Below are 12528 nucleotides of genomic sequence, written 5' to 3' on the forward strand. Positions count from 1 at the left end.
GCTTCGGTTCGTCAACCGCGAGTTTTCCGCGCAACCAAGGACTCGCAAACCAGTTCACTATTCACTATTCACCATTCACCATCCACTATTCACCTGCGCAGTTGGAGAACACCATGAAGGGCGTTACCGTCGTCGACCATCCGCTTGTCCAGCACAAGCTGACCATCATGCGCAAGAAGGAAACTTCGACGGCCGGCTTCCGGCGGCTGCTGCGCGAGATCTCGCTGCTGCTCGGCTACGAGGTCACCCGCAACCTGGAACTGACGACGACTACGATCGAGACGCCGATCGAGACGATGGAGGCGCCGACGCTGGAGGGCAAAAAACTGGTCTTCGCCTCGGTGCTGCGCGCCGGCAACGGCTTGCTCGAAGGCCTGCTCGATCTGGTGCCGGCGGCGCGTGTCGCCCATATCGGCCTCTATCGCGACCATGAGACGCTGGAAGCGGTCGAGTATTTCTTCAAGGCGCCGGGCGACCTCGCCGACCGGCTGGTGATCGTCGTCGATCCGATGCTGGCGACCGCCAATTCGGCGATCGCGGCGATAGACAAGCTGAAAGGCCGCGGTGCCACCAACATCCGCTTCCTCTGCCTGTTGGCGGCACCAGAGGGCCTCGAGCGGTTTACCCAGGCGCATCCCGATGTTCCGGTCTTCACCGCTTCCATCGACCGCCAGCTCAACGAAAAGGGCTACATCATGCCGGGTCTCGGCGATGCCGGCGACCGCATGTACGGCACCAAATAGATCCGTTTACCGATTGTTTACGCAAACGGCTGGTTTCCGCACTCGTTAAAGCGGCAATCACCATGTCGGACTAAGGATCGGCAACCACAAAGGCCGGTCCATGCTGCGCAAGCTCCTCATCCTTGGCGTGTTTGCCGGAACGTCGGCATCGCTGCCGATCGTGTATCAGTCCAATTCACAGGTAATCGAGCGGCTGTTGAAATCCGCCATCGGTGCCAGGCCGGCCGACAGACAAACCGACCTGAATCTCGCCGCCGTCCCGGACAGGCCCACAACGCCGCAGCCGCTCGGCCGCAAGGTCGTCGTCACCGCGGACGCGCGCGGGCATTTCATGTCGGTGTTCAAGTTGAACGGCCGCCAGATCGACGGCATGATCGATACCGGTGCCACGCTCGTCGCCATCAACACCTCGACCGCGCGCAGGATCGGCATCTCGCTCAATTCGACGGACTTCAGCCATCAGGTCAACACCGCCAATGGGGCGATCAAGGCCGCCGTGGTGACGATTGATCGCCTGCAGATCGGCAGGATCACCGTCGAGGGCGTCGAGGCCGTCGTGCTCGACGACAGGGCGCTGCACACCAACCTGATCGGCATGAGCTTTCTGCAGCGGCTCGAAAAATACCAGGTCGAAGACGGCACGCTGCTGCTGGTTCAGTAGAACGTGATCCCGAACCGCAGGTCCGCGCCAGCGAAAAGTTTGGGGACCGGTCTTCGGACAAGATCGTGGTCCAAAGAAAGATAGAGCCCATCCGATACCGTCGGAATGGCTCTACCCGCGCGGCAGGATCCGCCGGATGACGGTTTTCTCCGTGGCCGGTTTGGAAGTGCCGATCGTATAGGCCGAAAGCACGGCGGCCGCGGCCGCTTCGGCATCCCCGGTATTGCGGGCATGGACCAGCGCCAGCGCTTCGCCGGTCCGCACTTCAGCGCCGACCGGCAACAGCCTGGTGATGCCGACGGCGTGATCGATCCTGTCGTCGGGCCGCGTCCGCCCGCCGCCAAGCCCGACTACGGCAAGCCCGATCTCGCGGGTCGCGATGCCGGTGACAAAGCCGTTCGCGCTCGCCTTGACCGCGAATTCCGTTGCCGCTTTCGGCAAATATTTTTCCGGATTGTCGACAAAGTCGACGGGACCACCCAGTGCCGCCACCATGCGCGCGAAGATGGAAGCGGCGCGGCCGCCGGCCAGCGTTTCGGCGGCGCGGCGCAGGCCGTCCTGGTTGGACGACACAAGGCCTGCCGATTGCAGCATCTCGGCGGCCAGCGCCAGCGTCACGTCCTCCAGCCGCCGGTCGCGAAAGCGGCCGGTGAGAAAATCGACGGCGTTGCGCACCTCGACCGCATTGCCGGCGGCGGACGCCAGCGGCTCGTTCATGCCGGTCACCAGCGCCGAGGCCTTAAGGCCGGCGCCATTGGCGATGTCGACCAGGCTGTTGGCCAGTGCGGTTGCGTCGCGCGATTTCTCCATGAAGGCGCCGTTGCCGACCTTGACGTCAAGCACCAGCGAATTGAGGCCGGCGGCCAGCTTCTTCGACAGGACCGAGGCGGTGATCAGCGGCACCGATTCGACCGTTCCCGTCACATCGCGGATCGCGTAGAGCCTGGCGTCGGCGGGTGCCAGATCGGCGGTCTGGCCGATGATGGCGCAGCCGGTTTCGAGCACGGTCTTGCGGAACCGCGCAACATCCGGCTGGCTGATATAGCCGGGGATCGCATCCATCTTGTCCAGTGTGCCCCCGGTATGGCCCAGACCCCTGCCGGAAATCATCGGCACATAGGCGCCGCAGGCAGCGACGATCGGCGCCAGCATCAAGGAGACATTGTCGCCGACGCCGCCCGTCGAATGCTTGTCGGTGACCGGGCCGGGCAGATCCGACCAGTCGAGCACATCGCCGGAATCGCGCATCGCCATAGTCAGCGCCACCGCCTCGTCGCGGCTCATGCCGTTGAAGAACACCGCCATGGCAAAGGCGCCGACCTGCGCGTCGGTGACTGTGCCGGCGGTCAGACCCTCGATGAAGAACGCTGTCTCCTCAGCCGAGAGCTTCTGGCCGTCGCGCTTGCGGCGGATGATTTCCTGGGGAAGCATCAGGCGTCGACCCTGTGCTCCGGAAGCCCGTCCTGAAAAACACGCTGCAGAATGGTCGCCAGCCGCGCGCCGCCGACCGGCGCCATGTCCTTGGTCTCCTGGTGCGACAGCTCGGCTCCGGTCATGCCGGCGGCAAGGTTGGTCACGACCGAACACGCGGCGACGCGCAGCCCAAGAAAGCGGGCGAGAATGACCTCCGGCACCGTCGACATGCCGACCGCGTTGGCGCCCATGACGCGCGCCATGCGGATCTCGGCGGGCGTCTCGAAGCATGGGCCGGAGAACCACATATAGACGCCCTTGTGCAGCGTGGTACCGGTGGCCTTCGCCGCCTGCTCGATGGCGGAGCGGAGACCGGCGTCGTAGGCTTCGGTCAGGCCGACGAAACGGCGGTCGCTCGGTTCGCCGATCAGCGGGTTGGAGCCCGAGAAATTGATGTGGTCGGTGATCAGCATCACAGAGCCCGGGCCCATCCCGGGATCGACCGAACCGGCGGCGTTGGTGAGGATCAGCCCGGAGATGCCGAGGCCGGCGAGCACCTCGAGTGCCGGCCGCATCGCCGCCGCGTTGCCGTGCTCGTAATAATGCGCCCGGCCGGACAGCATCAGCACCGGCGTGCCGGCAAAGAGCCCGGCCACCACCTCGCCGGCATGGCCGCTGACGCCGCTTCGGGGAAACCCCGGCAAGTCGGCGTAGGAGATGCGCACCGCATCCTCGACCTGGTCGACAAGCCCGCCAAGCCCTGACCCCAGCACCAAGGCGGTGGTCGGCGCCAGCCCGTCCAGCCTTTCGACGAGGTGATCGAGCGCTTCCTTCATTTCAGCACATCGCCTTCAAACCCGTATGGCAGCAACTCGCCCATGGTCACGGTCTCAACCACGCCGCTATCATCGCAGAGATAGAACTTCGTCTCCGGCCGGCAGAATTCCGCCAGCCGCTGCCGGCAGCCGCCGCAGGGCGAGCATTTTGCCACGCGTTCGGCGATCACGGCGATTTCAGTGATCTTGCCGCCGCCGCCCATGATGTAGTTGGCAAGTGCGGTGGTTTCGGCGCACCAGCCCTCCGGATAGGACGCGATCTCGACATTGGCGCCGGCAAAGACACGGCCGTCCTCGGTGCGCAACGCCGCGCCGACCGGAAATTTCGAATAGGGCGCATAGGCCTTGGCCATGGCGGCTTTCGCCGCTTCGAACAGATCATGAGCCATGATAGATCAGCGTTCCTTGACATAAGGCACGCCGCCGGCGCGCGGCGGGATTGCCTTGCCGATGAACCCGGCAAGCAGGATGACGGTCAGCACATAGGGCAGCGCCTGCATGAATTGCACCGGCACCTTGCCGATCAGCGGCAGCGGCGTGCCTTGCAGGCGGATCGACGCCGCGTCGAGGAAGCCGAACAGCAGGCAGGCGAACATGGCGTTGACCGGTTTCCATTTGGCGAAGATCAGCGCGGCCAGCGCGATATAGCCCTTGCCGGCGGTCATGTCCTTCACGAAGCCGCCATTCTGCACCATCGACAGATAGGCACCGGCAATGCCGGTGAGCACGCCGGTGCAGATCAGCGCCCGGTAGCGCAGCCAGGCGACCGATATGCCGGCGGTGTCGACCGCGGCCGGGTTCTCGCCGACGGCGCGCAGGCGCAAGCCGAAGCGGGTGCGAAACAGCACCCACCAGGTGAACGGCACGGCCAGGAAGGCGAGATAGACCAGCACGGAATGGCCGGAGATGAGTTCCGAATAGATCGGCCCGAGGATCGGCACGCTCCTGAACGCCTCCGCGCCCGGCCAGATGATTGCCTCGAACCGCTCGCCGGCGGCCAGCGCCGGCGTGCGCCCGCCTTGCTGGAACCAGGCCTGGCCGAGCATGATCGTCGATCCGGCGGCAATGAAATTGATCGCGACGCCGGAAACGATCTGGTTGCCGCGATGGGTGATCGAGGCAAAGCCGTGGATTAGCGCGAAGGCGACCGAAATGAGGATGGCCATGCCGAGGCCGAGATAGGCCGAGTGGAAGACCGAGGCGGCGGCCGCACCGGCGAAGGCGCCGGCAAGCATCTTGCCCTCGAGCCCGATGTCGAAGACGCCGGCCCGCTCCGAGTAGAGGCCGGCGAGACAGGCGAGCAGCAAGGGCACCGACAGGCGGATGGTCGAGTCCAGGACCTGTACGATGGCGTTGAAGAAATCCATCTTAGGCGCCCTTCCCCTTGACCGCTTCCATGCCGACCGATTTCGGGCTGAGCGAGGCGAACAACGCCTGGACGTAGGGCCGGAACATATGCTCGAGCGCGCCGGCGAACAGGATGACGAGGCCCTGGATGATAACGATCATGTCGCGGCTGATCGCCGGCATCTCGAAGGCGAGTTCGGCGCCGCCCTGGTAGAGCATGCCGAACAATATTGCCGCCATGACGATGCCGACCGGATGCAGGCGGCCCATCAGCGCCACCGCGATGCCGACGAAACCGGCGCCCGAAACGAATTCGAGTGCGACATTGTGCTGGTCGCCCATCGTCGGGTTGAGCGCCATCATGCCGGCTAGCGCGCCCGAGATCATCATCGCGATAATGATGATGCGGATCTCCGAAATGCCGGCATAGCGCGCCGCTTTCGGGCTGTGGCCATAGGTGCGCATCTCGTAGCCGAGCTTGGTGCGCCAGATCAGCACCCACACCAGGAAGGCCATGGCTAGCGCCAGCAGGGAACTGACGTTGAATGGCGCCGAACGGATTTTGGCGCCGAACAACTCGATGACCCAGTTGAGCTTCGGCAGTTGCGCGCCTTCGAGGAAGGTGCGGGTCTGCGGTGCCATCGAGGCGGGGGGCTTCAAGTACCCGACCAGCGCACGGACCATGACGCTGGCGGCGATGAAATTGAACATGATGGTGGTGATGACGATGTGCGAGCCGCGCTTGGCCTGCAGATAGGCCGGGATCAGCGCCCACAGCGCGCCCATCGCCGCGGCGGCGATAATGGCGATCGGGAAGGTCAGCCACCAAGGCAGCACGCTGTCGAAGGCCAGGCAAACAATGCCAATGCCGAGACCGGCGATATAGCCCTGGCCCTCGCCACCGATGTTGAACAGGCCGCAATGCGCCGCAACCGCCACCGAAAGCCCGCTGAAGATGAAGGTGGTGGCATAGAAAAGCGTGAACGCGATGCCTTGGCCGCGGCCGAAGGCACCCTCGACCAGGACGACGGCTGCGCGCAGTGGGTTCTCGCCAACCAATATGACGACGAAGCCGGCAACGACGAAGGCGACGAACAGGTTGATCAGCGGGATCAGGACGTAGTCGGCCCAGGCCGGCAGCTTGGCATAGGGAGTGCTCATTCCGCCGCCTCGCGCTGCTCGACGCCGGCCATCAGCAGGCCGAGCTCGCCCTCGGTCGCGTCGGGGCCGCGTTCGCCGACGATGCGGCCGGCAAACATCACCAGGATGCGGTCGGACAGCGAGCGTATCTCGTCGAGCTCGACCGAAACCACCAGCACCGCCTTGCCCTGGTCGCGCATGGCGATGAGGCGCTTGTGGATGAATTCGATGGCTCCGACATCGACGCCGCGCGTCGGCTGGCCGACGATCAACACGCCGGGATCTTGTTCCATTTCCCGCGCAAGCACGATCTTCTGCTGGTTGCCGCCGGAGAAATTGGCGGTCTTGAGGCGGCAGTCCGTCGGGCGGATATCATATTTGACGATCTTGTCCCGGGCATCGTTACGGATGGCGTCAATGTCAAGGAACGGCCCCTTCAGATAGCGCTCGTCGTCCTGGTAGCCGAGGATCGAATTCTCGTTCTCCTCGAAGGCCAGCACCAGCCCGACATGATGGCGGTCCTCCGGCACATGGGCAAGGCCGCGCTCGCGCAGCTCGCCAGGGTCGGCGGCGCCGGTGAGGTCGATCGGCTTGCCGTCGAGCATGACCGAGCCCGAAACGGCATGCCTGATGCCGGAAATCGCCTCGAGCAATTCGGACTGCCCGTTGCCGGCGACGCCGGCAATGCCGACGATCTCGCCGGCATGGACATCGAAAGAGACGTCGTCGACCATGGTGACGCCGCGGGAATCCTTCACCGTCAGGTTCTTGATCGCGAGCTTGACGCCGCCGGCCTTCGCCTCGCCCTTCTCGACGCGCAGCAGCACGCGCCGGCCGACCATCAGCTCGGCCAGTTCCTCGACCGTGGTCTTCTTGGTCTCCCTGGTCGCCACCATCGTGCCCTGGCGCATCACCGAGACGGTGTCGGTGATCGCCATGATCTCGCGCAGCTTATGGGTGATCAGCACGATCGTCTTGCCCTGCTCCTTCAGCTGCCTGAGGATGCGGAACAGGTGGTCGGCCTCGGCCGGCGTCAGCACGCCTGTCGGCTCGTCGAGGATCAGGATCTCGGCGCCGCGATAGAGCGCCTTGAGGATTTCGACGCGTTGCTGCAGGCCGACCGGCAACTCCTCGATGATGGCGTCCGGATCGACTTCGAGCCCGTATTCGCGCTCGAGCCGCTCCAGCTCGGAACGCGCCTTGGCGATGCTCTTCTTCAGCAGCGCATCGCTTTCGGCGCCGAGAATGACGTTTTCCAGCACCGAGAAATTGTCGACCAGCATGAAATGCTGATGCACCATGCCGATGCCGAGCGCGATCGCATCGTTCGGTGTCTTGATCGATGCCGGCTGCCCACCGACACGGATTTCGCCGGAATCGGCCTGGTAGAAACCATAGAGGATCGACATCAGCGTCGACTTGCCGGCGCCGTTTTCGCCGACTATGCCATGGATAGTGCCGCGCATAATCTCCAGATTGATGTCGCGGTTGGCGCGCACGGCGCCAAAGCTCTTGTCGATGCCGATCAGCTCGATTGCGGCTTGCGCCATGCAGCCTGTTCCCACTGTTATTTTTTTACCGCTTGGTCAAACGCCTAGCATGACGCCCAGTCTGTGCCAATTGGGTCCGTACCAATTGGCCGGAGCAGGGTTCACTCTCGACAAATCCCGCCATGCTTGTCAATTTCCAACGTGGCCGCACCCCTGCACAATCGCCTGATCGAGGATTTCACATGACCATGCCCGACGACCGGCTGACGACGCTGGAAATCCGCGCCGCCGAGCAGGAGAAGACCATCGAGGAACTGTCCGGCCAGATCGCCGAGCAGTGGAAGGTGATCGAGCGCATGCAGCGCAAGCTCGACGCGCTGGCCGAGCGCTTCCTGGCGCTGGAGGAACAGGCCGCACCCGACGTGCCGGTGACAAAGCCGCCGCACTGGTGAGGCGGGCCGACAAGACAAAACCGCCGGGCTTTCACCCGGCGGCTCGTCAGTTCAGCAGTACCAGTCGATCAATAACGGCAATCGATCAATACGGGCAGGCATTGTCCGACATGTAGTCGTGCACCTTGATGGTGCCGGCGATGATGTCGGCCTTGGCTTTTTCGACCGCCGCCTTCATTGCATCGTCGACAAGCGCCTTGTTGTTGTCGTCCATGGCGTAGTCGACGCCGCCTTCCTTGAGGCCGAGATCGTTAACGCCGGCCGTGAATTTGCCGTCCTTGGCATCCATGAAGGTGTTGTAGACGGCAACGTCGACGCGCTTGACCATGGAGGTCAGCACCTTGCCGGGCTGCAGGCCGTTCTGGTTGGAATCGACGCCGATGCCGAGCTTGCCGGCGTCGGCCGCTGCCTGCAGCACGCCGACACCGGTGCCGCCTGCCGCCGCGTAGACCACGTCGGCGCCCTGGTCGATCTGCGTCTTGGCGATCTCGCCGCCCTTGGCCGGATCGTTCCAGGCTGCCGGCGTATCGCCGGTCATGTTCTGGATGACGTCGGTGGCGCCGGCCGCCTTTGCGCCGCCGACATAGCCGCAGCCGAACCTGCGGATCAGCGGAATGTCCATGCCGCCGACGAAGCCGACCTTCTTGGTCTTGGAAGCCATCGCCGCCATCACGCCGACGAGGTAGGAGCCTTCCTGCTCCTTATAGACCAGCGAGCGGACATTGGGCTTGTCGACGACCATGTCGATGATGGCGAATTTGGTGTCGGGGAACTCGGTGGCGATCTTGTCAAGCGCGTCAGCCCACGAGAAGCCCGCCATGACGATGGGGTTGCGACCGTCCTCGGCGAAACGGCGCAGCGCCTGCTCGCGCTGGGTGGCGTTGCTGACCTCGAATTCCACATAGGGGATGCCGGTCTCGGTCTTGAACTTTTCAGCGCCGTTGAACGACGCCTCGTTGAACGATTTGTCGAACTTGCCGCCGAGATCATAGAGGATCGCGGGTTGAATGTCCGCGGCGAAGGCCGGAAGAACCATTGCAGCTGCGGCCATAAGGCCGAGAACGATACGTTTCATGTGATCCACACCCCTGTCGGTTATTTGTCCATTATGCACCGCATGCCGGCCCGGTTCTCCGGCAGGCATATGGCGTCGGGCAGGAGTGTCTTCCTCCCGCTTCGGGTCAATCTGGCACGGCCCGAAACAAAATTCACGTGGAATTTTGACCCTTTGGAAAAGCATGGCGCCGCATCGCGGCGCCACAGCATATTCCTTGCGTCAGGAGCATAAAATCAGGCGGAGACGGCGGCCGGAATGGCGCAGGAGACGCCGGTTCCCTGCAGGCCGCAATAGCCGTAGGGGTTCTTCGCCAGATATTGCTGGTGGTCTTCCTCGGCGAAGTAGAATTCCGGCGCCGGCGCGATCTCCGTGGTGATCTTGCCGCGTCCGGCGCCGCGCAGCGAACCCTCGTAGGCGTCGCGCGAGGCGATCGCAGCCTGGTGTTGAGCGTCGTTGAGCGTATAGATCGCCGAGCGGTAAGTGGTGCCGACATCATTGCCCTGGCGCATGCCTTGCGTCGGGTCGTGGCTTTCCCAGAACAGCTTCAAGAGCTCGGCATAAGACACGATCTTGGGGTCGTAGACGACGAGCACGACTTCGGCATGGCCGGTGAGCCCCGTGCAGGTTTCCTGATAGGTCGGGTTGGGCGTGACGCCGCCGGCATAGCCGGCCGCCGTGACCCAGACGCCCTTGACTTGCCAGAACAGGCGCTCGGCGCCCCAGAAGCAGCCCAGGCCGAACATCGCCGTTTCCATCCCTTCGGGATAAGGACCCTTGAGCGGCCTGTTCGAGACAAAGTGCTTCGATGCGGTCGGGATCGGCCGGTCGCGGCCGGGCAACGCCTCGGAGGGTTTCGGCAGGTTGAGCTTCTTGTTCAGCATGTCGCTGAGAAACATGTGTGGGTTCCTTTTCTTCTTGGTTGAGCCTCCCCGGTACGGAACACCGGGTCAGGCTGGAAATGTCAGGTTGCGGCGAACCGCCCGCTGGGGCGCTGCCGCCTGTAACCGATGGCATAAAGAATGAACGCCAGGACCGCGAACACGGCAAAGCCGGGCTGGCTGAGCACCCAGGCGATGGCACCGTCCCACAGCAGCGGGTTGATCTTATCGCGGACGAAGCTTTCGAAGGCGCTGCGCGTATCCGGCGAGACAGCGAGCCAGCTGGTGTTGAGCGGGGTCATCACCAGCGCCGAAGCCGCCACCGAGCGGGTCGCATCGAGCACGGCCATGATGACCGAAACCGAAAGCGCGACCATTGCAGCGAGACGAAAGACGAAGCGGAACATCCGGACCCTTCCTCCCCAGGAGTTTATCAGAATGTCGTGTCGGACTGTTAAATAGGACCTGCGCGCTTTATCCGCAATCGCGACACGTGAAGTTGAACCCGTGACCGCCGGTTCGCCGGAACCGGTGGTGCGCCGGACGGCAAGCACAACCTCCGCCGATCGTTTCGATAGGCTCCGAACGGGTGCCCCAGCGGCATGGGCTGAGCATCCGTATCCGGCAAAGCGAATAGACTGCCGTTATGTCTTGGCATTCGGCACCGGATCGACTAGATGAGCCCCGCGCCTGTTGCTTTGACGGCTCGGGTGCGGGGAAAGGGTATCCGCTGGTTGACGGCGCCCACGGCCGGAATTCCGGCCGGAATCCCACAGGAGAGGCATCTCCCCAACCCGCGCGGCGAAACCGGCCGCGGCGAAAATGCTAAAGGATGGAGAGGTGGCCGAGTGGTTGAAGGCGCACGCCTGGAAAGTGTGTTTACGGGAGACCGTAACGCGGGTTCGAATCCCGCTCTCTCCGCCACATTTTAACCACCCAATCTTCGCTCAACAACTTGAAATAATTAGCTTATTTGCCTCCTTCGGCCTGAGCGCCCGGTAACCATTTTCATTTTTCGCTCTGGTTTCTGCTATGGTTTCTGCTATGGTTTCATGGCGGCGACGGCTCCGCTAACGGCTTTTACGGGGCAAAGTGTGGGCAAACAGATCAAACTCAGGCGGCGCGGCAAGGGCGGCACGCTCTACATCGTCCGCGATGTTCCCGTGCGCTATCGCACCGTCGATTCCCGCAAAGAGGTCTGGATTTGCCTCAACACCGACTCCGAGACCTCGGCGCAACAGAAAGCACCCGGCGTCTGGGACAAACTTATCGCGGCATGGGAAGCCAAACTGGACGGTGACACCACAGACGCGGAGAAGGCTTTCGATGCCGCGCAACGGCTTGCCAAGGCGCGAGGCTATCGCTGGTTGACGGCCGATCGGGTTGCCAAGCTGCCACGGCATGAACTTCTGGATCGTGTCGAGGCCGCTACCAAGCCAAACGGTGCGCCTGACATGCTGGAGGCTGCGGCGTTGCTCGGCATGGCCAAAGAGCCGGCGATCACCGTTAGCCGTGCGCTGGAACTCTATTGGGAATACGCGGCCGAAAAGACTCGCGGGATGAGCGAAGATCAGGTCCGGCGATGGAAGAACCCACGCATGAAGGCCATCACCAATTTCATTGAGGTGGTCGGCAACAAGGCCATTGCCGAGATCACCCGCGACCACATGCTTGACTTCCGCGACTGGTGGAACAAGCGGATTGAGAAAGAGGACATGTCGCCGGGGAGCGCCAACAAGGACATCGGCTTTGTCGAAAGCACCTTGCGGCTTGTCGAGGAAAAGAAGCGCCTCGGCATTGTGTTCCCGTTCGGCAAGCTCACGTTCAAAGAGGATGATGACGAGGACACCAAACGCCCGTCATTCTCGGAAAAGTGGATAAAGGACAAGTTGCTTGCGGCGGGTGCGTTGGACGGGTTGAATGCAGAGGCGCGCGCCGTCGTGCATGTGATGGTGAACACTGGAGCCCGGCCCTCTGAGATCGTCGGCCTGCTCCCGCACCACATCCGCCTCGACGCGAATGTGCCGCACATCGAGATCAAGGCGGAAGGCAAGAAGACCAAGAATAAGGATTCCAAGCGGACCATCCCGCTCGTGGGGATCAGCTTAGAAGCCTTGCGGAACTTCCCGAACGGTTTTCCGACCTATCGGTTCCGGGACAAAATTTCGGATACCGTGAACAAGTTCCTTCGGGAGAACGGCTTGCTGGAGACACCCAAGCACTCGCTCTATAGCCTTCGTCATGCATTCGAGGATCGCATGCTTAGCGCCAAGATCGATGAGCGCATCCGCCGCGATTTGATGGGTCATAGCCTTGGTGGTCGGCAGCGCTACGGCGAAGGCGGCTCGCTGGAGCATGCCAGCGAGCTTTTAGCGGCTATCGCCTATTGAGCCTTCCGCGCTGCTGCAATCGCCCCCTCGCCTTCGTGATCGGTCGTCGATTACGTGCAGACAAAAAAGAGGCCGCATCGGCGTGAGACGATGCGGCCCCAAACAAGCTCCGGTGCGAGAC

13 protein-coding genes and 1 tRNA gene are annotated in these 12528 nt (G+C 63.1%); 5 read left to right on the forward strand and 9 right to left on the reverse strand.

What is annotated here, in order from left to right:
- Positions 1–113 precede the first annotated feature (113 nt).
- Together upp and NKI25_RS07965 are read left to right on the forward strand one after the other, a co-directional pair.
- A complete protein-coding gene (gene upp, locus NKI25_RS07960; RefSeq protein WP_023675320.1) occupies positions 114–743 on the forward strand; it encodes a uracil phosphoribosyltransferase in 630 nt (209 codons plus the stop codon).
- Positions 744–843: 100 nt separating this feature from the next.
- On the forward strand, positions 844–1404 hold the full coding sequence (locus NKI25_RS07965; RefSeq protein WP_352588266.1) for a TIGR02281 family clan AA aspartic protease: 561 nt from the start codon (positions 844–846) through the stop codon (positions 1402–1404).
- A 111-nt stretch (positions 1405–1515) separates the two neighbouring features.
- Here the strand turns inward: NKI25_RS07965 and deoA are convergent, their stop codons facing one another.
- The 6 genes from deoA to NKI25_RS07995 are packed head-to-tail and all read right to left on the reverse strand — an operon-like array spanning position 1516 to position 7690.
- Positions 1516–2835 (reverse strand): thymidine phosphorylase, encoded by a 1320-nt coding sequence (gene deoA / locus NKI25_RS07970; RefSeq protein WP_352588269.1) that lies wholly within the window; start codon positions 2833–2835, stop codon positions 1516–1518.
- Complete coding sequence (locus tag NKI25_RS07975) at positions 2835–3653, reverse strand: purine-nucleoside phosphorylase (protein ID WP_352588272.1); 819 nt, start codon at positions 3651–3653, stop codon at positions 2835–2837. Before NKI25_RS07975 ends, deoA begins: the two co-directional genes overlap by 1 nt.
- A complete protein-coding gene (gene cdd / locus NKI25_RS07980; RefSeq protein ID WP_292657331.1) occupies positions 3650–4042 on the reverse strand; it encodes a cytidine deaminase in 393 nt (130 codons plus the stop codon). The genes NKI25_RS07975 and cdd overlap by 4 nt, the downstream gene beginning before the upstream one ends.
- 6 nt (positions 4043–4048) lie before the next feature.
- Entirely contained in the window at positions 4049–5020 is a 972-nt protein-coding gene (locus tag NKI25_RS07985; RefSeq protein ID WP_352588275.1) for an ABC transporter permease, read from the reverse strand.
- 1 nt (position 5021) lies between these two features.
- Positions 5022–6161, reverse strand: a complete 1140-nt coding sequence (locus tag NKI25_RS07990) for an ABC transporter permease (protein ID WP_023675313.1) — start codon at positions 6159–6161, stop codon at positions 5022–5024.
- Complete coding sequence (locus NKI25_RS07995) at positions 6158–7690, reverse strand: ABC transporter ATP-binding protein (RefSeq protein ID WP_352454009.1); 1533 nt, start codon at positions 7688–7690, stop codon at positions 6158–6160. Before NKI25_RS07995 ends, NKI25_RS07990 begins: the two co-directional genes overlap by 4 nt.
- Positions 7691–7872: 182 nt before the next feature.
- On the opposite strand from NKI25_RS07995, the gene NKI25_RS08000 reads away from it, so the two are divergent.
- On the forward strand, positions 7873–8082 hold the full coding sequence (locus tag NKI25_RS08000) for a SlyX family protein (RefSeq protein ID WP_031194007.1): 210 nt from the start codon (positions 7873–7875) through the stop codon (positions 8080–8082).
- 85 nt (positions 8083–8167) lie between these two features.
- Here NKI25_RS08000 and NKI25_RS08005 read toward each other — a convergent pair whose 3' ends face one another.
- From NKI25_RS08005 to NKI25_RS08015, 3 genes are all read right to left on the reverse strand, one after another.
- The gene (locus tag NKI25_RS08005) at positions 8168–9157 is read right to left on the reverse strand and encodes a BMP family lipoprotein (protein ID WP_023675310.1); all 990 of its coding nucleotides are present in this window, start codon (positions 9155–9157) and stop codon (positions 8168–8170) included.
- Between the two features lie 215 nt (positions 9158–9372).
- The gene (gene msrA, locus NKI25_RS08010) at positions 9373–10035 is read right to left on the reverse strand and encodes a peptide-methionine (S)-S-oxide reductase MsrA (protein WP_352633718.1); all 663 of its coding nucleotides are present in this window, start codon (positions 10033–10035) and stop codon (positions 9373–9375) included.
- Positions 10036–10100: 65 nt separating this feature from the next.
- A complete protein-coding gene (locus tag NKI25_RS08015) occupies positions 10101–10424 on the reverse strand; it encodes a hypothetical protein (RefSeq protein ID WP_023675308.1) in 324 nt (107 codons plus the stop codon).
- 427 nt (positions 10425–10851) lie between these two features.
- Between NKI25_RS08015 and NKI25_RS08020 the strand changes: the two genes are divergently transcribed.
- Together NKI25_RS08020 and NKI25_RS08025 are read left to right on the forward strand one after the other, a co-directional pair.
- Positions 10852–10941: transfer RNA gene (locus tag NKI25_RS08020), tRNA-Ser, on the forward strand.
- Positions 10942–11069: 128 nt separating this feature from the next.
- Positions 11070–12407 (forward strand): tyrosine-type recombinase/integrase, encoded by a 1338-nt coding sequence (locus tag NKI25_RS08025; RefSeq protein WP_352998321.1) that lies wholly within the window; start codon positions 11070–11072, stop codon positions 12405–12407.
- The last annotated feature ends 121 nt before the right edge of the window (positions 12408–12528 follow it).

It is taken from the genome of Mesorhizobium sp. M0808, assembly GCF_040320025.1.
Classification (GTDB): domain Bacteria; phylum Pseudomonadota; class Alphaproteobacteria; order Rhizobiales; family Rhizobiaceae; genus Mesorhizobium.

Coding starts and splice junctions, on each gene's coding strand:
- upp (WP_023675320.1), top strand. CDS start 114: ATGAAGGGCGTTACCGTCGTCGACCATCCGCTTGTCCAGCACAAGCTG.
- NKI25_RS07965 (WP_352588266.1), top strand. CDS start 844: ATGCTGCGCAAGCTCCTCATCCTTGGCGTGTTTGCCGGAACGTCGGCA.
- deoA (WP_352588269.1), bottom strand. CDS start 2,835: ATGCTTCCCCAGGAAATCATCCGCCGCAAGCGCGACGGCCAGAAGCTC.
- NKI25_RS07975 (WP_352588272.1), bottom strand. CDS start 3,653: ATGAAGGAAGCGCTCGATCACCTCGTCGAAAGGCTGGACGGGCTGGCG.
- cdd (WP_292657331.1), bottom strand. CDS start 4,042: ATGGCTCATGATCTGTTCGAAGCGGCGAAAGCCGCCATGGCCAAGGCC.
- NKI25_RS07985 (WP_352588275.1), bottom strand. CDS start 5,020: ATGGATTTCTTCAACGCCATCGTACAGGTCCTGGACTCGACCATCCGC.
- NKI25_RS07990 (WP_023675313.1), bottom strand. CDS start 6,161: ATGAGCACTCCCTATGCCAAGCTGCCGGCCTGGGCCGACTACGTCCTG.
- NKI25_RS07995 (WP_352454009.1), bottom strand. CDS start 7,690: ATGGCGCAAGCCGCAATCGAGCTGATCGGCATCGACAAGAGCTTTGGC.
- NKI25_RS08000 (WP_031194007.1), top strand. CDS start 7,873: ATGACCATGCCCGACGACCGGCTGACGACGCTGGAAATCCGCGCCGCC.
- NKI25_RS08005 (WP_023675310.1), bottom strand. CDS start 9,157: ATGAAACGTATCGTTCTCGGCCTTATGGCCGCAGCTGCAATGGTTCTT.
- msrA (WP_352633718.1), bottom strand. CDS start 10,035: ATGTTTCTCAGCGACATGCTGAACAAGAAGCTCAACCTGCCGAAACCC.
- NKI25_RS08015 (WP_023675308.1), bottom strand. CDS start 10,424: ATGTTCCGCTTCGTCTTTCGTCTCGCTGCAATGGTCGCGCTTTCGGTT.
- NKI25_RS08025 (WP_352998321.1), top strand. CDS start 11,070: ATGGCGGCGACGGCTCCGCTAACGGCTTTTACGGGGCAAAGTGTGGGC.